This window comes from Hydrogenophaga sp. R2 (assembly GCF_049843595.1).
Taxonomy (GTDB): Bacteria; Pseudomonadota; Gammaproteobacteria; order Burkholderiales; family Burkholderiaceae_C; genus Hydrogenophaga.
This window is the reverse complement of sequence record NZ_JBBHZN010000001.1, coordinates 315,663-333,098: the sequence shown is the minus strand read 5'-3', so window position 1 is coordinate 333,098 and position 17,436 is coordinate 315,663. Positions and strand designations below refer to the sequence as shown.

At 69.4% G+C, this 17,436-nt stretch carries 15 protein-coding genes and 4 riboswitches; of the genes, 11 read left to right on the top strand and 4 right to left on the bottom strand.

Going from position 1 to position 17,436, the window contains the following annotated elements:
• The first annotated feature begins 31 nt into the window (after nucleotides 1-31).
• Complete coding sequence (locus tag WD026_RS01635; RefSeq protein ID WP_425721919.1) at nucleotides 32-790, top strand: transglutaminase-like domain-containing protein; 759 nt, start codon at nucleotides 32-34, stop codon at nucleotides 788-790.
• Nucleotides 791-806: 16 nt separating this feature from the next.
• Here the strand turns inward: WD026_RS01635 and WD026_RS01630 are convergent, their stop codons facing one another.
• The 3 genes from WD026_RS01630 to WD026_RS01620 are packed head-to-tail and all read right to left on the bottom strand — an operon-like array spanning nucleotide 807 to nucleotide 2,986.
• Nucleotides 807-1,229, bottom strand: a complete 423-nt coding sequence (locus WD026_RS01630; protein ID WP_425721918.1) for an acyl-CoA thioesterase — start codon at nucleotides 1,227-1,229, stop codon at nucleotides 807-809.
• Between the two features lie 22 nt (nucleotides 1,230-1,251).
• A complete protein-coding gene (locus WD026_RS01625; RefSeq protein WP_425723181.1) occupies nucleotides 1,252-2,157 on the bottom strand; it encodes a DMT family transporter in 906 nt (301 codons plus the stop codon).
• 46 nt (nucleotides 2,158-2,203) lie between these two features.
• Nucleotides 2,204-2,986: an SDR family oxidoreductase gene (locus tag WD026_RS01620; protein ID WP_425721917.1), complete on the bottom strand. Its 783-nt coding sequence runs from the start codon at nucleotides 2,984-2,986 to the stop codon at nucleotides 2,204-2,206.
• A 150-nt stretch (nucleotides 2,987-3,136) separates the two neighbouring features.
• Between WD026_RS01620 and WD026_RS01615 the strand changes: the two genes are divergently transcribed.
• From WD026_RS01615 to WD026_RS01580, 8 genes are all read left to right on the top strand, one after another.
• The gene (locus tag WD026_RS01615) at nucleotides 3,137-4,822 is read left to right on the top strand and encodes an electron transfer flavoprotein-ubiquinone oxidoreductase (RefSeq protein WP_425721916.1); all 1,686 of its coding nucleotides are present in this window, start codon (nucleotides 3,137-3,139) and stop codon (nucleotides 4,820-4,822) included.
• A gap of 9 nt (nucleotides 4,823-4,831) precedes the next feature.
• A riboswitch (glycine riboswitch) is annotated at nucleotides 4,832-4,941 on the top strand.
• 12 nt (nucleotides 4,942-4,953) lie between these two features.
• Nucleotides 4,954-5,057, top strand: a riboswitch (glycine riboswitch).
• 64 nt (nucleotides 5,058-5,121) lie between these two features.
• Entirely contained in the window at nucleotides 5,122-6,270 is a 1,149-nt protein-coding gene (gene gcvT, locus WD026_RS01610; protein ID WP_425721915.1) for a glycine cleavage system aminomethyltransferase GcvT, read from the top strand.
• Between the two features lie 44 nt (nucleotides 6,271-6,314).
• The gene (gene gcvH, locus WD026_RS01605) at nucleotides 6,315-6,686 is read left to right on the top strand and encodes a glycine cleavage system protein GcvH (RefSeq protein ID WP_425721914.1); all 372 of its coding nucleotides are present in this window, start codon (nucleotides 6,315-6,317) and stop codon (nucleotides 6,684-6,686) included.
• 37 nt (nucleotides 6,687-6,723) lie between these two features.
• Complete coding sequence (gcvP, locus tag WD026_RS01600) at nucleotides 6,724-9,615, top strand: aminomethyl-transferring glycine dehydrogenase (RefSeq protein WP_425721913.1); 2,892 nt, start codon at nucleotides 6,724-6,726, stop codon at nucleotides 9,613-9,615.
• A gap of 21 nt (nucleotides 9,616-9,636) precedes the next feature.
• A riboswitch (glycine riboswitch) is annotated at nucleotides 9,637-9,710 on the top strand.
• A 3-nt stretch (nucleotides 9,711-9,713) separates the two neighbouring features.
• Nucleotides 9,714-9,818, top strand: a riboswitch (glycine riboswitch).
• A gap of 58 nt (nucleotides 9,819-9,876) precedes the next feature.
• Nucleotides 9,877-11,142: a D-amino acid dehydrogenase gene (locus WD026_RS01595; protein WP_425721912.1), complete on the top strand. Its 1,266-nt coding sequence runs from the start codon at nucleotides 9,877-9,879 to the stop codon at nucleotides 11,140-11,142.
• Between the two features lie 91 nt (nucleotides 11,143-11,233).
• Complete coding sequence (locus WD026_RS01590) at nucleotides 11,234-13,165, top strand: B12-binding domain-containing radical SAM protein (protein ID WP_425721911.1); 1,932 nt, start codon at nucleotides 11,234-11,236, stop codon at nucleotides 13,163-13,165.
• On the top strand, nucleotides 13,162-14,913 hold the full coding sequence (locus tag WD026_RS01585; protein ID WP_425721910.1) for a tetratricopeptide repeat protein: 1,752 nt from the start codon (nucleotides 13,162-13,164) through the stop codon (nucleotides 14,911-14,913). The genes WD026_RS01590 and WD026_RS01585 overlap by 4 nt, the downstream gene beginning before the upstream one ends.
• A 38-nt stretch (nucleotides 14,914-14,951) precedes the next feature.
• Entirely contained in the window at nucleotides 14,952-15,356 is a 405-nt protein-coding gene (locus tag WD026_RS01580) for a hypothetical protein (RefSeq protein ID WP_425721909.1), read from the top strand.
• A gap of 43 nt (nucleotides 15,357-15,399) precedes the next feature.
• Here the strand turns inward: WD026_RS01580 and WD026_RS01575 are convergent, their stop codons facing one another.
• Nucleotides 15,400-16,056, bottom strand: a complete 657-nt coding sequence (locus tag WD026_RS01575) for a DsbA family oxidoreductase (RefSeq protein ID WP_425721908.1) — start codon at nucleotides 16,054-16,056, stop codon at nucleotides 15,400-15,402.
• 71 nt (nucleotides 16,057-16,127) lie between these two features.
• On the opposite strand from WD026_RS01575, the gene aroE reads away from it, so the two are divergent.
• Both aroE and aroQ read left to right on the top strand, forming a co-directional pair.
• Entirely contained in the window at nucleotides 16,128-16,949 is an 822-nt protein-coding gene (gene aroE, locus WD026_RS01570; RefSeq protein WP_425721907.1) for a shikimate dehydrogenase, read from the top strand.
• Nucleotides 16,950-16,973: 24 nt separating this feature from the next.
• Nucleotides 16,974-17,432 (top strand): type II 3-dehydroquinate dehydratase, encoded by a 459-nt coding sequence (aroQ, locus tag WD026_RS01565; RefSeq protein ID WP_425721906.1) that lies wholly within the window; start codon nucleotides 16,974-16,976, stop codon nucleotides 17,430-17,432.
• Nucleotides 17,433-17,436 lie beyond the last annotated feature (4 nt).

The following is a 17,436-nucleotide window of genomic DNA, read 5'->3' as shown; positions in this document are numbered from 1 at the left end:
CCCTGCGCTGAGGCCCGCCTCTGCACTTGCCATGCCGCAAAGCCGCGCCCTTGATGACGATCCCCGCCAGTGGCTGGGCAACACGCCCCAGCTGGAGTGGCGGCATCCGCGCCTGCGTCTGCTGGCGGTGCGCCTCACCCAGCTGAGCTACCGGCCGCACGACAAGGCGCTGGCGCTGTTCCGCCATGTGCGGCAGATGCCCTTCGGCTGCGTGGGCGACGGCACCGGCGTGCCGGCGCTCACCGTGCTGCGCCTGAACCGGGGCGACTGCCACACCAAGTCCACCCTGCTGGTGGCGCTGCTGCGGGCCATCGGCCTGCCGGCGCGGCTGCGGCTGGTGTCGCTCAAGCCGGACTTCCTGCAGGGCATCATCGACCTGGGCCAGAACCCGGTGGAGCACTGCCAGGTGGAGGTCTGGCTGGAAGACCGCTGGGTGCGTTTCGACAGCCACGTGATGGACCCGCCGCTGGTGGAAGCCTGCCGCACCCAGCTCACGCTGGAAGGCCGCACGCTGGGCTATGGCCTGCACCTGGACGGTGCCACCGACTGGGACGGCCAGACCGAAGCGCTGTCGCCCACGGTGGCCGCCGACGAACGCAGCCTGCCGGTGCGCGACTGGGGTTGTTACGACGACCCCTACAGCTTCTACAGCTCCACCGACGAAGTGCGCAGCAAGCTGGGCTGGAGCAGCCGCATGGTGTGGATGCTGGGTGCCCGCCGGGTCAACCAGCGGGTGCATGTGCTGCGCACCATGGCCCGCGAGCCGGTGGAGATCCAGCGCAGCCTCTGACCCGGTCGGGCAGCGTTCAGCCGCCCAGGTGCTGGCGCATGCGCTCGGGCAGCGGGGCTGATTTCTGGTTCGGGAAGTCCACCCACACCGTGGTGGCACCGCCGCTGGCATAGACCGTGTCCGGGTCGTCGGTTCGCGAGAGGGTGCACCAGCTCTCGAAACTGCTGCGGCCGGGGTCGCTGACCGACATCACCGCCAGCACGTCGCCCGGGAATTCGAGCTGCCGGTGGAAGTTGCAGAAGGCATTGACGATCACCGGGCCCTCGCCGCGCGGGTCGGGCTCGCAGCCGATGCTGCGCATCCATTCGATGCGCACCGTCTCCAGGTAGCGGAAGTACACCGTGTTGTTCACATGCCCCATGGCGTCCATGTCGCCCCAGCGGATGGGGATGACCATGCGGAAGACCTCAATGCGGTGGGCAGGCAGTTCGAGTTTCATGGCGGAAAGCGGCAGGTGAGGGTCAGCGGTGGGCCTGGATGGACGCCAGGATGCCCAGCACGAAGAGCACGCAGGCCGCCCACTGCACCGGGGCCGGCCAGGCGGCGTCCCAGGCAAAGGCATAGATCAGGCCGAACACCGTTTCGCTGACGATGAGCTGGCCGGCCAGGCTGGCGCTCAGGCGCCGGCTGGCCATGTTCCACAGCACCGAGGCGATCCAGGCGGCGCCGATGCCGGTGACCGCACACACCAGCACGAAGGTGCCGAAGCCGGGCCGGGCCACCAGCTCGGCCAGCGGGGTGCCGGCCACGGCCCAGATCAGCAGCGCGCCCACACCGGCAGCCACGCCCAGCCAGTTGGCCCAGACGGTGGAGTTCACCTCGGGGTGGCGGGCCAGCCAGCGGGCATTGAGCAGCACGAAGGCGGTCCAGCTGGCCATGGCCAGGGCCGCCAGGAACACACCCCAGGCCAGCGAACCCTGCGCGGTGGCCGAGCCGTCCATGCCATGGGCGGTGGCGCGCATCATCAGCACCAGACCGGCCGCGGTGAGCAGCAGCCCCGGCAGCAGGGTGCGCCAGCGCAGGCCCTGGGGCTTGCCCAGCAGCATCACCGCCAGCGGGATGGTGCCGATGATGAGCACCGGCAGCGCTGCACCGGCGGCCTGGATGGCCAGCACCAGCAGCACGTAGTAGCCGGTGTAGCCCAGCACGCTGAGCCACAGCGCCGCGCCGGCCTGCGACCAGGTGGGCTTGTGCAGGGTGCCTCGCAGCGCCGTCCAGGCCAGCAGCAGCACCGACAGCAGGCCGCAGGCCAGGTAACGGCCCACGGTGAGGTCGATGGAGCTGAAGCCGGGTGCGATCAGCGGGGCCACGAAGGTGGTGCCCCAGAAGGCACCGGCGCCCAGGCCGGCCGCGATGCCGGCCAGCATGCCTGGCGGCCAGCCGGCGGGGCGGTGGAGGACGGAGGTCGTCACGTCAGACCGCAAAGCCGTCGTCGGCCGCGATCACCGCGCCATTGATGAAATGGCTCTCGGCCGAGCACAGCATGACCAGCAGCGCGTCCAGATCGGCCGGGGCGCCCACGCGCTTGCGCGGCAGCATGGCGATCAGCTTCTGCCCCTGCTCGGTCTGCCAGTGGTGGTGGTTGATCTCGGTGTCGATGTAGCCCGGGCAGATGGCGTTCACATTGATGCCGAAGCGGCCCCACTCGGTGGCCATGGCGCGGGTCATGTGCACCACGGCGGCCTTGCTCATGCAGTACACGCCGATCTGCGGCAGCACCTTCAGCCCGGCCATGGAGGCGATGTTGACGATGCGCCCGCCCACGAAGGTGCCGGGTGCCGCGCCCTTGGCCCGGGCCAGCATGCGCTTGCCCACCTCCTGCGCCACGAAGAAGGCACCCCGGGTGTTGGTGTTGAAGACGAAGTCGTAGTCTTCCTCGGTCACGTCCTGCAGGCGCTGGGTGGTGCTCACGCCGGAGTTGTTGATGAGGATGTCGATCGGGCCGACCTCGGTCTCGGCATGGGCCACCGCCGCCTTGATGGAGGCCAGGTCGGTCACGTCCATGGCGACCACGTGGGCGTCGCCGCCCTCGGCCTCGATGTGGGCACGCAGGTTCATCAGCCGGTCGGTGCGGCGGCTGGCCAGCACCACGGCAGCGCCCGCTTTGGCCAGGGTCTTGGCGAACTGCTCGCCCAGGCCGCCGGAGGCGCCGGTGATCAGGGCCACGCGGCCGGAAAGGTCAAGGGTGTAGGCCATGGGAAGGTCTCCAGAAGCGGGGGCTGAGGGGGAAAATTAGAACGACCGTTCGATTTTGTGCGGGCGCCGCATAGAATGCGGTCCGGCCGGTGACAGGGGCATACGCCCGCCGGTTTCCGATCAACCCCCTTATTCTCTGCGAGATCCCCCATGACGCACGACGAGATCCTGGCCCAGTTCGGTCCCCGGGAGGCCATGGAATACGACGTGGTGGTGGTCGGTGGCGGCCCGGCCGGCCTGTCCACCGCCATCCGCCTCAAGCAGCTCGCCGCCGAGCGTGGCAACGAGGTGAACGTCTGCGTGCTCGAAAAAGGCTCCGAGCCGGGCGCCCACATCCTCTCGGGCGCGGTCATGGACCCGCGCGCCATCACCGAGCTGTTCCCCGACTGGAAGGAACGCGGCGCCCCGCTGAACCAGCCGGTGACCGGCGACGACGTGCTCTTCCTCAAGGAAACCTCGGCCACCCGCACCCCCGACTGGCTGGTGCCCGGCTGCTTCCACAACGATGGCAACTACGTCATCAGCCTGGGCGCCGTGACCAAGTGGCTGGGTGAGCAGGCCGAAGCCCTGGGCGTGGAAATCTTCCCCGGCTTCACCGCCGCCGAGGTGCTGTACGCCGAGGACGGTTCGGTGCGCGGCGTGGCCACCGGCCACCAGGGCCTGGGCAAGGACGGCGAGCCCACCGACAGCTTCCAGCTCGGCATGGAGCTGCTGGCCAAGTACACCGTGTTCGCCGAAGGCGCGCGCGGCCACCTGGGCAAGCAGCTGATCGCCCGCTTCCAGCTCGATGCCGGCAAGGACCCTCAGAGCTACGCCATCGGCATCAAGGAACTCTGGGAAGTGCCGCCCGAGAAGGCCCAGCCCGGCCGCGTGGTGCACACCGCCGGCTGGCCCATGGACAACAGCACCTATGGCGGCGGCTTCCTCTACCACCTGGAGGGCAACAAGGTCACGCTGGGCTTCGTCACCGGCCTGGACTACCAGAACCCCTGGCTCAGCCCGTTCGAGGAAATGCAGCGCTGGAAGACCCACCCGGCCATCCGAGCCCACATCGAGGGCGGCAAGCGCCTGGGTTATGGCGCCCGCGCCATCACCGCCGGCGGCATCCTGAGCCTGCCGCGCACCGTGTTCCCGGGCGGCGCCCTGGTGGGCTGTGACGCCGGCTACCTGAACGCCGCCCGCATCAAGGGCAGCCACGCCGCCATCAAGACCGGCATGCTGTGCGCCGAGGCCGCCTTCGACGCGCTGGTGGCCGGCCGCAGCGGCGACGAGCTCGACGCCTACCCCGCCGCCTTCGAGCAGAGCTGGCTCAAGGAAGAACTCGAAGGCTCGCGCAACTTCAAGCAGTGGTTCAAGAAGGGCAACACCGTGGGTGCCCTCATGACCGGCATCGAGCAGTGGCTGCTGCCCAAGCTGGGCATGAAGAGCCCGCCCTGGACCATCCACCGCACCGAGGCCGACCACACCCGCCTGCGCCCGGCGGCCGAGATGCCGCAGATCAGCTACCCCAAGCCCGACGGCCAGCTCACCTTCGACCGGCTCTCGAGTGTGTTCGTGTCCAACACCAACCACGAAGAGAACCAGCCGGCCCACCTGACGCTGAAGAACACCACCGTGCCGGTGCAGATCAACCTGGCCAAGTACGCCGGGCCCGAGAGCCGCTACTGCCCGGCCGGCGTGTACGAGTACGTCAAGACCGACGAGGGCGCCGACCGCCTGCAGATCAACGCCCAGAACTGCGTGCACTGCAAGACCTGCGACATCAAGGACCCGACCCAGAACATCGTCTGGGTGACCCCTGAAGGGGGCGGCGGACCCAACTACGCCGGCATGTGAACTAGAATTCGCAGCTTGTCAGGAGAGAGCCCCGCCCGTCGGGGCCGCCGAAGGCGCAGGAGGCCGGTTCCGCAGGGATCGGGCCCCGAACGCTCAGGCAAAAGGACTGGCAGCCAGCCGCTGAGAAGCGGCTGTTCCCCCCTGGAGAGAGGCCGCACCCGATGCGGTCCACCGAAGGAGCAAGCGCGGCATCGCCCGGGCGAATCTCTCAGGTAGAGCGGACAGCGGGGCAGCACACGGCAACACCTGGGGTGTTCCGTGTTTCGCCCGTCAGGGCCTGCCCGCCTGGAACCCGCCCCGTGTCCCACACCTCTTCCGACGCAGCCCTGCTCCACACCCCGCTGCACGCGCTGCACCTCGAACTCGGCGCCCGCATGGTGCCGTTTGCCGGCTACAGCATGCCGGTGCAATACCCCGCCGGCCTGATGGCCGAACACCTGCACACCCGCTCGGGCGCCGGCCTGTTCGATGTGTCGCACATGGGGCAGATCTCCATCCGCGGTGCCGATGCTGCCGCGGCCCTCGAATCCCTCATGCCGGTGGACGTGGCCGGCCTGGGCGTCAACCGCCAGCGTTACGGCCTGCTGCTCAACGACCAGGGCGGCATCCTGGACGACCTGATGTTCGTCCACCGCGACATCGCCGGTGGCGGCGACCTGTTCCTGGTGGTCAACGGCGCCTGCAAGCACGCCGACCTCGCCCACCTGCAGGCCCGCATCGGCCAGCGCTGCCAGATCACGCCGCAGTTCGACCGGGGCCTGCTGGCGCTGCAGGGCCCGCAGGCGGTGACCGCGCTGCAGCGCCTGCTGCCGGGCGTTCAAGCGCTGGTGTTCATGACCGGTGCCGCCTTTGTCTGGAACGGCGCCGACCTGTTCGTCACCCGCAGCGGCTACACCGGCGAGGACGGCTTCGAGATCTCACTGCCGGCCGACGCCACCGAGGCCTTTGCCCGTGCCCTGCTGGCGCAGCCCGAGGTCAAGCCGGTCGGCCTGGGCGCCCGCAACTCGCTGCGCCTGGAAGCCGGCCTGTGCCTGCACGGCAACGACATCGACGCCACCATCACCCCCATCGAAGCCGGCCTGAACTGGGCGCTGCAGAAGGTGCGCCGCACCGGCGGTGCCCGGGCCGGCGGATTCCCCGGTGCCGATGTGGTGCTGGGCCAGCTGGACGGCACCGTGCCCCTGACCCGGGTGCGCGTGGGCCTGGTGGCCGAAGAACGCGTGCCGGTGCGTGAACACACCCCCCTGCAGGACGAAGCCGGCCAGGCGCTGGGCGAAGTCACCAGCGGCCTGCTCGGCCCCAGCACCCAGACCCCCATTGCCATGGGCATGGTGCCGCCCTCGCACGCCACCATCGGCACCCGGGTGCTGGCCATCGTGCGCGGCAAGCCGGTGCCCATGCGCGTGAGCGCCATGCCTTTCGTGCCCAACCGTTATTACCGCGGCTGACAGCCCCCTTTTCTGCTTTTCCCTTTCTTCACCAGGAGCCCGACATGACCACCAAGTACACCGAAGACCACGAATGGATCACCGTGGATGGCGACATCGCCATCGTGGGCATCACCCACCATGCGCAGGACGCGCTGGGCGACGTGGTGTTCGTCGACCTGCCCGAAGTGGGCCGCAGCTTCAACCAGAAGGACGTGGCCGGTGTGGTCGAGTCGGTCAAGGCCGCCGCCGATGTGTACATGCCCGTGAGCGGCGAGGTGGTGGAAGTCAACGAGGCCCTGCGCGGCGACCCGTCGCTGGCCAACAGCGACCCGCTGGCCGCCGGCTGGTTCTTCAAGGTGCGCCTGTCGCAGCCGTCGCAGCTGGATGCCCTGCTCGACAAGACCGCCTACGACGCCTTCTCGGCCAACGCCTGATCCTCCTTCGCCACTTCCCACCCCGCAGGACACCGCCATGCTGATGCCCTCCGTCAAGCCCCTGGGCGACCTTGAGAACCCCAGCGAATTCATCGCCCGCCACATCGGCATCGGCCCGGCCGACGAGGCCCACATGCTGTCGGTCATCGGCGAGGCCTCGCGCCGCGCCCTGATCGAGGCCATCGTGCCGCGCAGCATCGCCCGCAGCGCCGGCATGCAGCTGCCGCCGGCGGTGACCGAGGCCGCCGCGCTGGCCGAGCTCAAGGCCGTGGCGCAGCAGAACCGCCTGCTCAAGAGCTTCATCGGCCAGGGCTACCACGGCACCCATACGCCCGGCGTGATCCTGCGCAACATCCTGGAGAACCCGGCCTGGTACACCGCCTACACGCCCTACCAGGCCGAGATCTCGCAGGGCCGCATGGAAGCCCTGGTGAACTTCCAGACCATGGTGACCGACCTCACCGGCATGGCGATTGCCAACGCCTCCATGCTGGACGAAGCCACCGCCGCCGCCGAGGCCATGACCCTGGCCAAACGCTCGGTCAAGGCCAAGGGCAATGTGTTCATCGTCAGCGGTGACTGCCACCCGCAGACCATCGAGGTGGTGCGCACCCGCGCCGAGCCGCTGGGCATCACCCTGGTGGTGACCGACTCGCCGGATGCCTGGCAAGCCGCCCTGGCCCGCGACGACTACTTCGGCGTGCTGGCCCAGTACCCGGGCACCGGCGGCCACATCGCCGATCTGCGCGCCCATGTGGAGGTGGTGCACGCCCGCCAGGCCGCCTTCGTGGTGGCCGCCGACCTGCTGGCCCTGACGCTGCTGGTGCCGCCGGGTGAATGGGGTGCCGACATCGTGGTGGGCACCACCCAGCGCTTCGGCATGCCCATGGGTGCGGGCGGCCCGCACGCCGCCTACATGGCCTGCCGGGACGAATACAAGCGTTCGCTGCCCGGCCGTCTGGTGGGTGTGAGCGTGGACCGCCACGGCCACCCGGCCTACCGCCTGGCACTGCAGACCCGCGAACAGCACATCCGCCGCGAGAAGGCCACCAGCAACATCTGCACCGCCCAGGTGCTGCCGGCCGTGGTGGCCAGCATGTACGCCGTCTACCACGGCCCGCAGGGCCTCAAGCGCATCGCGCAGCGCGTGGCCGCCTTCACCGCCGTGCTGGCCCGGGGCCTGGAGCAACTGGGCTGGTCGCTGGCGCACCAGAGCGCCTTCGACACGCTCACCGTGGTCAGTGGCGGCCAGACCGCCGCCCTGCTGCAGCGTGCGGTGGACGCGGGCATGAACCTGCGCCGCATCGACAGCGGCCACATCGGCATCACGCTGGACGAGACCACCACCCGCGACGACATCGCCGCCCTGTGGCGCGTGTTCGCCAGCGGCGGGCAGGCACTGCCGAACTTCGACGGCTTCGAGAAAGGCATCGAGCCGCGCATTCCGTCCGAGCTGCGCCGCAGCAGCGACTTCCTGACCCACCCGGTGTTCGACCGCCACCACTCCGAGACCGGCATGCTGCGCTACATCCGCAGCCTGTCGGACAAGGACCTGGCGCTGGACCGCAGCATGATCCCGCTGGGTTCGTGCACCATGAAGCTCAATGCCACCAGCGAGATGATCCCCATCACCTGGCCGGAGTTTGCGAACGTGCACCCCTTCGCCCCGGCCGACCAGCTGAAGGGCTACCGCCTGCTCGACCAGCAGCTGCGCGACTGGCTGTGCCAGGCCACCGGTTATGCCGGCATCAGCCTGCAGCCCAACGCCGGTTCGCAGGGCGAATACGCCGGCCTGCTGGTGATCCAGGCCTGGCACCGCTCGCGCGGTGAAGGCCACCGCAACATCTGCCTGATCCCCAGCAGCGCCCACGGCACCAACCCGGCCAGCGCCCAGATGGTGGGCATGCAGGTGGTGGTGACCCAGTGCGACGAGAACGGCAACGTCGACATGGCCGACCTCAAGGCCAAGTGCGAGCAGCACAGCGCCAACCTCGCCGCCGTGATGATCACCTACCCCAGCACCCACGGCGTGTTCGAGACCCAGGTCAAGGACCTCTGCGCCCTGGTGCACCAGCACGGCGGCCGCGTGTACGTGGACGGCGCCAACATGAACGCCCTGGTGGGCGTGGCCGCCCCGGGCGAGTTCGGCGGCGACGTGAGCCACCTCAACCTGCACAAGACCTTCTGCATCCCGCACGGCGGCGGCGGACCGGGCGTGGGCCCGGTGTGCGTGGTGGAAGACCTGGTGCCCTTCCTGCCGGGCCATGCCACGGGTGGCGTGCCGGTCAACGGCGTGGGCGCTGTGTCGGCCGCCCCGCTGGGCAACGCGGCGGTGCTGCCCATCTCGTGGATGTACATCCGCATGATGGGTGCCGAGGGCCTGAAGGGCGCGACCGAGGTCGCCATCCTGTCGGCCAACTACATCAGCCAGCGCCTGAAAGACCACTTCCCCACGCTGTACGCCAGCGAGAACGGCCACGTGGCCCACGAGTGCATCCTGGACCTGCGCCACTTCAAGGACAGCTGCGGCGTGATGGCCGAGGACGTGGCCAAGCGCCTGATGGACTACGGCTTCCACGCCCCCACACTCAGCTTCCCGGTGGCCAACACCCTGATGGTCGAGCCCACCGAGAGCGAGACGCTGGAAGAGCTGGACCGCTTCATCGACGCCATGATCGCCATCCGCGAGGAGATCCGGCTGGTCGAGAACGGCACCTGGCCGCAGGACGACAACCCGCTGAAGAACGCGCCCCACACCGCCGCCAGCCTCATGGCCTCCGACTGGACGCACCCCTACAGCCGCGAGGTGGCCTCCACCCTCAAGGCCGACCGCCCGATGACCAAGTACTGGCCCTCGGTGGGCCGCGTGGACAACGTGTATGGCGACCGCAACCTGTTCTGCAGCTGCGTGCCGCTGAGCGAGTACTGATTTCCCCACCACCACCGCCGCATCGGGAGAGCCCGGCCAGCAGGCCGGCGCCGAAGGAGCAACCGCCCCGGAAACTCTCAGGCCCCAGGACCGATCGGCGGCCACACTCTGAAGAGCGGTCCGTTTCGTCAACGGACCCACCGCAGGAGCAAGTGGCGCATCGCGCGCCATGAATCTCTCAGGTTCCAAACAGAGGGGGCGTCCGCCAGGCCATCCGGGTCGGGCGGGCCCATTCCCCCCGACGTTTCTGGAGCCTGATCCATGCCTTCGATCGCCATCATCGGCGGCGGCATCACCGGTGTCACCACCGCCTATGCCCTGACCCGCCGCGGTTTCTCCGTCACCCTGTTCGAGCGCCACCGCTACCCCGCGATGGAGACCTCGTTCGCCAACGGCGGCCAGCTTTCGGCCAGCAACGCCGAAACCTGGACCCACCCCTCCACCCTGTGGAAGGGCCTGAAGTGGATGTTCCGTCCCGATGCACCGCTGCTGGTCAACCCGCGCCCGAGCTGGCACAAGCTGAGCTGGTTCGCCGAGTTCGCGGCCAGCATTCCGCGCTACCGGCAGAACACCGTGGCCACCGCGAAGCTGGCCATTGCCGCGCGCGAGCACCTGTTCGGCTGGGCCGAGGCCGAGGGCATCGACTTCGACCTCAAGAAGGCCGGCATCCTGCACATCTACCGCCACCGCGACGGCTTCGAGCACGCCGCCCGGGTGAGCGAGCTGCTGGCCGAAGGCGGGCTGCCGCGCCGTGCCGTGACCCCCGAAGAAATGAAGGCCATCGAGCCCACGCTGGCCGGCACCTACTTCGGTGGTTTCTACACCGAGAGCGATGCCACCGGCGACATCCACCGCTACACCAACGGCCTGGCCCAGGCCGCCGAGAAGCGCGGCGCCAAGATGGTGTGCGGCGTGGAGGTGAAGAAGGTGCAGAGCGACGGCGAGAAGGCCCAGGTGTGGATCGCCGGTGAAGAGGGTCCGCGCAGCTTCGACGGCATCGTGGTCTGTGCCGGCGTGGCCAGCCGCGACGTGGCGGCCCAGCTTGGCGACCGGGTCAACATCTACCCGGTCAAGGGCTACAGCATCACCGTGAACCTGCTGGACGAGGCCAGCCAGCAGGCCGCGCCCACGGTGAGCCTGCTGGACGACGAGACCAAGCTGGTGACCAGCCGCCTGGGCGATGGCCGCTTCCGCGTGGCCGGCACCGCCGAGTTCAACGGCGTGAACCGCGACATCCGCGCCGATCGCATTGCACCGCTGGTGCGCTGGGTGAACCAGTGCTTCCCCGGCGTGAGCACGCGGCAGGTCGTGCCCTGGGCCGGCCTGCGACCCATGATGCCGGACATGATGCCCCGCGTGGGCCCCGGCCGCCGCGCCAACGTGTTCTACAACACCGGCCACGGCCACCTGGGCTGGACGCTGTCGGCCGCCACGGCGGACGCCGTGGCCGAGACGGTGCAGCAGTGGGACGAGGCGCGCCAGCCGCGCCTGCACGGCGGCCTGGTGCTGCCCGCCAGCGCCCGCTGAGCCAGGCCCCGAGTCAGACCTCGACCCTGCCCCTGCGGCCCGTGGGGCGCAGGGGGCGCCGGTACACTGCCGGCTTCCCTCCTGCCGCCCCATGTCCACCGAACCGCTGCGCGTGCTGTCTGTCATCCCGCCGATGACGCAGCTCAACACGCCTTACCCCTCCACCGCCTACCTCACCGGCTTCCTGCGTTCGCGCGGTGTGGACGCACACCAGACCGACCTGGCGCTGGCCCTGGTGCTGGAGCTGTTCCAGCCCGGCGGGCTGGACGCCATCCGCGACCGGGCCGAGGCCCTGCCGGTGAAGCAGCGCAGCGCCAGCGTGCAGCACTTTCTGGCCGAGTTCGCGCGCTACCGCCGCACCATCGCCCCCACCATCGCCTTCCTGCAGGGCCGCGACAGCACCCTGGCCCACCGCATTGCCGCCCGCGAGCTGCTGCCCGAGGGCCCACGCTTTGCCGCGCTGGAACAGTACGAGGACGACGGCTCGGGCGACCCATTGGCCTGGGCCTTCGGCGCCCTGGGCGTGCAGGACAAGGCCCGCCACATCGCCACCCTGTACCTGGACGATCTGGCCGACGTGATCCGCGACGCGGTGGACGATCGCTTTGCCTTCGTGCGCTACGCCGAATCGCTGGCCAGCAGCCAGCCCAGCTTCGAGCCGCTGGCCCAGGCCCTGGCCGCGCCGCCCACCCTCATCGACGAAATCCTGCAGCGCCTCACGCTGCAGGCCGTGGAGGCGCACCGGCCCACGATGGTGCTGCTCTCCGTCCCCTTCCCCGGCGCGGTGTACGCGGCCCTGCGCATCGCCCAGACCCTCAAGGCGCGGCACCCGGAGGTGCGCATCGCCCTGGGCGGCGGCTATGTGAACACCGAGCTGCGCGAGCTGCGCGAGCCGCGCCTGTTCGACTTCGTGGACTTCGTGACGCTGGACGCCGGGGAACGCCCGCTGCTGGCCCTGCTGGAACATCTGCAAAACAAACGCGGCCGCCAGCGCCTGGTACGCACCTTCCTGCGCAACGAGGCCGGCGAGGTGCAGTACACCCACCTCGCCGAGCCCGACGTGCCCTTCGAGGACGTAGGCACCCCCACCTGGGACGGCCTGCCGCTGGACCGCTACCTCAGCCTGGTGGACATGCTCAACCCCATGCACCGGCTCTGGAGCGACGGCCGCTGGAACAAGCTCACCGTGGCCCACGGCTGCTACTGGAAGAAGTGCAGCTTCTGCGACGTGAGCCTGGACTACATCGGCCGCTACGAGACCGCCACCGCCCAGACCCTGGCCGACCGCATCGAGCGAATCGTGGAGGAAACCGGCCAGACCGGCTTCCACTTTGTGGACGAAGCCGCGCCGCCCAAGGCACTCAAGGCGCTGGCCGAAGAGCTGCTGCGGCGCGGCCTGCCCATCAGCTGGTGGGGCAACATCCGCTTCGAGAAGACCTTCACCCCCGAGCTGGCCCAGCTGCTGGCCGACAGCGGCTGCATCGCCATGAGCGGTGGCCTGGAAGTGGCCAGCGACCGGCTGCTCAACCTGATGAAGAAGGGCGTGTCGGTGGAACAGGTGGCGCGGGTCACCAAGGGCTTCAGCGACGCCGGCATCCTGGTGCACGCCTACCTCATGTACGGCTTTCCCACCCAGACGGTGCAGGACACGGTGGACGCGCTGGAGTACGTGCGCCAGCTGTTCGAGAACGGCTGCATCCAGAGCGGCTTCTTCCACCGCTTCAGCTGCACCGTGCATTCACCGGTGGGGCTGAACCCGCAGGACTACGGCATCGAGCTCATCCCGCTGCCCCCGGTCACGTTTGCCCGCAACGACATCGGCTTCATCGACCCCACCGGGGTCGACCACGATGCGCTGGGCGTGGGCCTGCGCAAAGCGCTCTACAACTACATGCATGGCGTGGGCCTGGACGAAGACGTGCGCGCCTGGTTCAGCCACTTGCCCCACCCGGTGCCCCGGCCCACGGTGAAGAAGCACCGGATCGCGCGGGCGCTGCAGGCCGCCACCGGGTCCACGCCGTGAGTCCCATCGACCGGATCATGCAGGGTGCCCTGCAGGCCCATCAGGCCGGGCAGCTGGACGCCGCGGTCCAGGGTTACCGGCTGGCCCTGTCGATGCTGCCGGATCACCCGGTCATCCTGAACCAGTGCGGTGTGGCCGAACTGCAGCGGGGCCGCATGGCCGATGCGCAGCAGCTGTTCGAGAGGTCGCTGTCCCGCGAGCCATCGCAGCCCGAAGTGCTGAGCAACCTGGCCTATGTGCTGAACCAGCTCGGAGATCACGCACGGGCGGTCGAGGTGTGTGACCGTTCGCTGGCACTGCGCCGGCCCAATCCGGATGCGCTGACCAACCAGGGCGAAGCCTTGCGCGCGCTGGGCAGACCCGAGGAAGCCCTGGCCCGCTTCGAAGCGGCACTGGCTGCCCGGCCGGACCGGGCGGAGTATCTCTACAACCGCGCCAACGCACTGCTGGACCTGCATCGCCTGGACGACGCCATCCGCGATTTCAGGTCGGCGCTGGAGCGGGCACCAGCGGTCCGTCAGATCCGCATCAATCTGGCCGCTGCGCACATCCGCAACCATCAGGTCACTGCCGCCATCGAGCTGCTCGAAGAAGCGCGGCGGATGGACGAGCACGATCCGCTGGTGTGGATGAACCTGGGCGCAGCCTACGACACGCAGCGGCGTTCGTCACAGGCCGTGGCGTGTTTCCGCCGGGTCATCGAACTGGGGCCGGACGACGCCCTGGGCCATGCCAACCTGGCGCAGGTGCTCGACGGGACCGGCCAGCATGCCGAAGCCATCCACCACTACACGCAGGCGCTGTGGCTGAACCCGGCGCTGCAGGAATGCATCGGTGGTCGGCTGATGGCGCGACGCCACATCAACGATCTGACCGATCACGAAACCGAGACCGCCTGGCTGCAGCAATCCCTGGACCAGGGGGGGCCAGCGGTGACGCCCTTCCACGCCATCGCGCTGCTCGACGATCCACAGGCCGTGACCACCGCCATCTGCCGCCATGTGCGGCAACACATGGCGCTCGCGGCCAGCGACGGGGCACCGGTCAGTGCCGGCGATGCATCCACCAGCGGGAAGATCCGCGTCGGGTACTTCTCGGCCGACTTTGGCGAGCACCCGGTGACCCATCTGCTGCTGCCCGTGCTGCAGCGGCACGACCGTCAGCAGATCGAAGTGCACGCCTTCCTGACCCATCCGCAGCCGCCGTCGGCCGCCTTGGAAGGGGTGCAGTCAGCCGTCGACCGGTTCCATGACGTCACCGGCCAGTCCGTGACCGACATCCAGCGGCTGGCGCAGTCGGCGGGAATTCACATCGCGGTCGACCTCGGTGGCCACACGCTGAACAACCGGCCGGAACTGTTTGCAGCGCGCGTCGCACCGGTCCAGGTCAGCTACCTGGGTTTTCCAGGCCCCAGCGGCATGCCGGCCATGGACTATCTGCTGGCAGACGACGCCCTCATCCCACCGCCGCTGCGGCAGCACTATCCCGAGCGGGTGGCCTATCTCGATGCCTACCAGGCCAATGACTTCGTGTCGGCAACCCCGTCAACGGCGGGAGCTCCGCAGCGGGCGGACCACGGTCTGCCCGCTGCGGCCTTCGTGTTCTGCTGCTTCAGCAACAGCTACAAATTCAGCCCGGCCACCCTCGGCATGTGGGTCCGGATCCTGAAGGCCACGCCATCGAGCGTGCTGTGGCTGTACGCGGACAACGCCCACAGCCGGGCCAACCTGGCGGGGCACTTCAAGTAGAGGGCATTGATCCAGCCCGGCTCCACTTTGCAGACCGGGTGAAGCGAGAGGACTACCTGCAGCGCATGACGCTGGCCGATCTCTACCTGGACACCACGCCCTACAGCGCGGGCACCACGGCCAGCGACTCGCTGCGTGCCGGCCTGCCCATCCTCACACTGTCCGGCCGGACCTTCTCCGCCCGCATGTGCACCAGCGTCCTGCGCAGCGCGGGTCTCGACGAACTGGCTGTCGACAGTACCGACGCCTATGTGGACAAGGCCGTGCAGCTGTGCAGCAACCCGGCTGCTCTGCAAGGCGTGCGGCAGCGCCTGATGGAGCAACGGGCCGACAGCCGTCTGTTCAACCCGGCAGCAACCGCCATGCAGCTGGAGTCCCTGTACCGGCAGATGCACCAGCGGCAGCGTTCGGGCCAGCCACCCGCCGACCTGCGCGTGGGCTGAAGCTCACCGCCGCCGACACAGTTCAGCGGTCACCCATGACGCATCACACCTCGCCGGCTGCGATCCGGCGCAGGGCCTGCTCGAACACCGCCGCCGGCTGACCGCCGGAGATGAGGTGGCGCTGGTTGACGATGACGGCCGGCACCGAATGGATGCCGTGCCCGGTGTAGAAGGCCTGGCGTTCACGCACCTCCTGGGTGAACTCGTCGCTGGCCAGCAGGGCGCGGGCACGGTCCTGATCCAGACCCGCCTCGGCCACGCAGGCCAGCAGCACGTCGTGGTGGCCCATGGCTTCGCTGCGGGTGTGGCAGGCCGCCAGCAGGGCTTTCTTCAGGGCCATCTGCTGCCCCGGCGCACCGTCTTCGGCGGCCCAGTGCAGCAGGCGGTGGGCGTCGAAGGTGTTCCAGATGCGGCCGCGGCCACCGGGGTTGAAGCTGAAGCCGACCTCGGCACCCCGGGCCCGGATGGTCTCGCGGATCTGGGCCTGCTGCTCGGGCGTGCTGCCGTACTTTTCGGTCAGGTGCTCGCCGATGTCCTGACCTTCAGGCCCCATGTGCGGGTTGAGCTCGAAGGGCTGGAAGGTGATGTCGGCCGCCACGCTGCCGTGCAGCCGTTGCAGCGCCTGTTCCAGCGCGCCCAGGCCCACGGCGCACCAGGGGCATGACACGTCGGAGACGAAATCGATGTGCAGGGTGTTCATGGACTGCATGGTAGGCCGGGTGGCTGCGAGACAATCCCCGGCTGTTGCATGACCCTGCCACCATCCCTCCCATGACCGACCGTTACGCCGTCATCGGCCACCCGATTGCCCACAGCAAGTCGCCGCAGATCCACGCCGCCTTTGCGCAGGCCACCGCGCAGGACCTGAGCTACACCGCCATCGAGGCGCCGCTGGATGGCTTCGCCGCCACGGTGTCGGCGTTCCGCGCGGCCGGTGGCCGGGGTGTGAACGTCACCCTGCCCTTCAAGCTGGAAGCCTGTTCCTCCGCCACCGACCCCAGCGAAGCCGCGCGGCTGGCCGGGGCGGCCAATGCCCTCAGGTTCGAGGGCGACCGGGTGTGGGCGGAAAACTTCGACGGGGTGGGCCTGGTGAACGACATCCAGGTCAACCTGGGCCATGCGCTGCGCGGGCGGCGGGTGCTGGTGCTGGGCGCCGGTGGCGCCACGCGCGGCGCATTGCTGCCGCTGTCGGCACAAGGCCCGGCGGTGCTGGCGGTGGCCAACCGCAGCGCCGACAAGGCCCACGCCCTGCGGGACGACTTTGCCGCCCATGCGGCCTTGCAGACCGGGGGCTATGCCGATCTGGCCGGCGAGTCGTTCGACGTGGTCATCAATGCCACCTCGGCCGGGCTGAGCGGCGAGGCACTGCCGCTTCCCCCCGGCCTGTTTGCGCCCGGTGCGCTGGCCTACGACATGGTCTACGGCAAGGGCCTCACCCCCTTCCTGCGCCAGGCGCAACGGGCCGGCGTGACCGCGCTGGCCGATGGTGTGGGCATGCTGGTGGAGCAGGCGGCCGAGGCCTTCGTGTGGTGGCGCGGCGTGCGGCCGACCACGGCCGAGGTGATCCGCCGCCTCTCGGTGCCGCTGGTTTAAAGTGACCGCATTCCGGAGAACCCCATGCCCGCCATCCTGCTGCTCAACGGCCCCAACCTGAACCTGCTCGGCACCCGCGAGCCGGGCGTCTACGGCGCCACCACGCTGGCCGATGTGGAAGCCCGCTGCCGCGCCACGGCCGAGCGCCTGGGCTTCACGCTGGAGGCCCTGCAGAGCAACCACGAAGGCACCCTCATCGACGCCATCCACCAGGCCGGTGCGCGCCACCGTGCGGGCGAGCTGGCCGGTGTGGTGTTCAACCCGGGCGCCTTCACCCACACCTCGGTGGCGCTGTTCGACGCCATCAGCGGGGTGAAGCCGCTGCCGGTGTTCGAGGTGCACATCTCCAACGTGCACGCCCGCGAGAGCTTCCGCCACCACTCGTACGTGTCGCCGGCGGCCGCCGGCATCGTGGTGGGCTTCGGGGTCGATGGCTACGAACTGGCCATCGAAGGGCTGGCGCGGCGGCTGCGCGCGGCCTGACGCT

Bases quoted from the DNA above. Each gene is read 5' to 3' on its own strand.
- WD026_RS01635 (WP_425721919.1), top strand. From the start codon at position 32: ATGCCGCAAAGCCGCGCCCTTGATGACGATCCCCGCCAGTGGCTGGGC.
- WD026_RS01575 (WP_425721908.1), bottom strand. From the start codon at position 16,056: ATGAACACCCTGCACATCGATTTCGTCTCCGACGTGTCATGCCCCTGG.
- gcvH (WP_425721914.1), top strand. From the start codon at position 6,315: ATGACCACCAAGTACACCGAAGACCACGAATGGATCACCGTGGATGGC.
- WD026_RS01615 (WP_425721916.1), top strand. From the start codon at position 3,137: ATGACGCACGACGAGATCCTGGCCCAGTTCGGTCCCCGGGAGGCCATG.
- WD026_RS01590 (WP_425721911.1), top strand. From the start codon at position 11,234: ATGTCCACCGAACCGCTGCGCGTGCTGTCTGTCATCCCGCCGATGACG.
- WD026_RS01630 (WP_425721918.1), bottom strand. From the start codon at position 1,229: ATGAAACTCGAACTGCCTGCCCACCGCATTGAGGTCTTCCGCATGGTC.
- WD026_RS01625 (WP_425723181.1), bottom strand. From the start codon at position 2,157: ATGCTGGCCGGCATCGCGGCCGGCCTGGGCGCCGGTGCCTTCTGGGGC.
- gcvP (WP_425721913.1), top strand. From the start codon at position 6,724: ATGCTGATGCCCTCCGTCAAGCCCCTGGGCGACCTTGAGAACCCCAGC.
- aroE (WP_425721907.1), top strand. From the start codon at position 16,128: ATGACCGACCGTTACGCCGTCATCGGCCACCCGATTGCCCACAGCAAG.
- aroQ (WP_425721906.1), top strand. From the start codon at position 16,974: ATGCCCGCCATCCTGCTGCTCAACGGCCCCAACCTGAACCTGCTCGGC.
- WD026_RS01620 (WP_425721917.1), bottom strand. From the start codon at position 2,986: ATGGCCTACACCCTTGACCTTTCCGGCCGCGTGGCCCTGATCACCGGC.
- WD026_RS01595 (WP_425721912.1), top strand. From the start codon at position 9,877: ATGCCTTCGATCGCCATCATCGGCGGCGGCATCACCGGTGTCACCACC.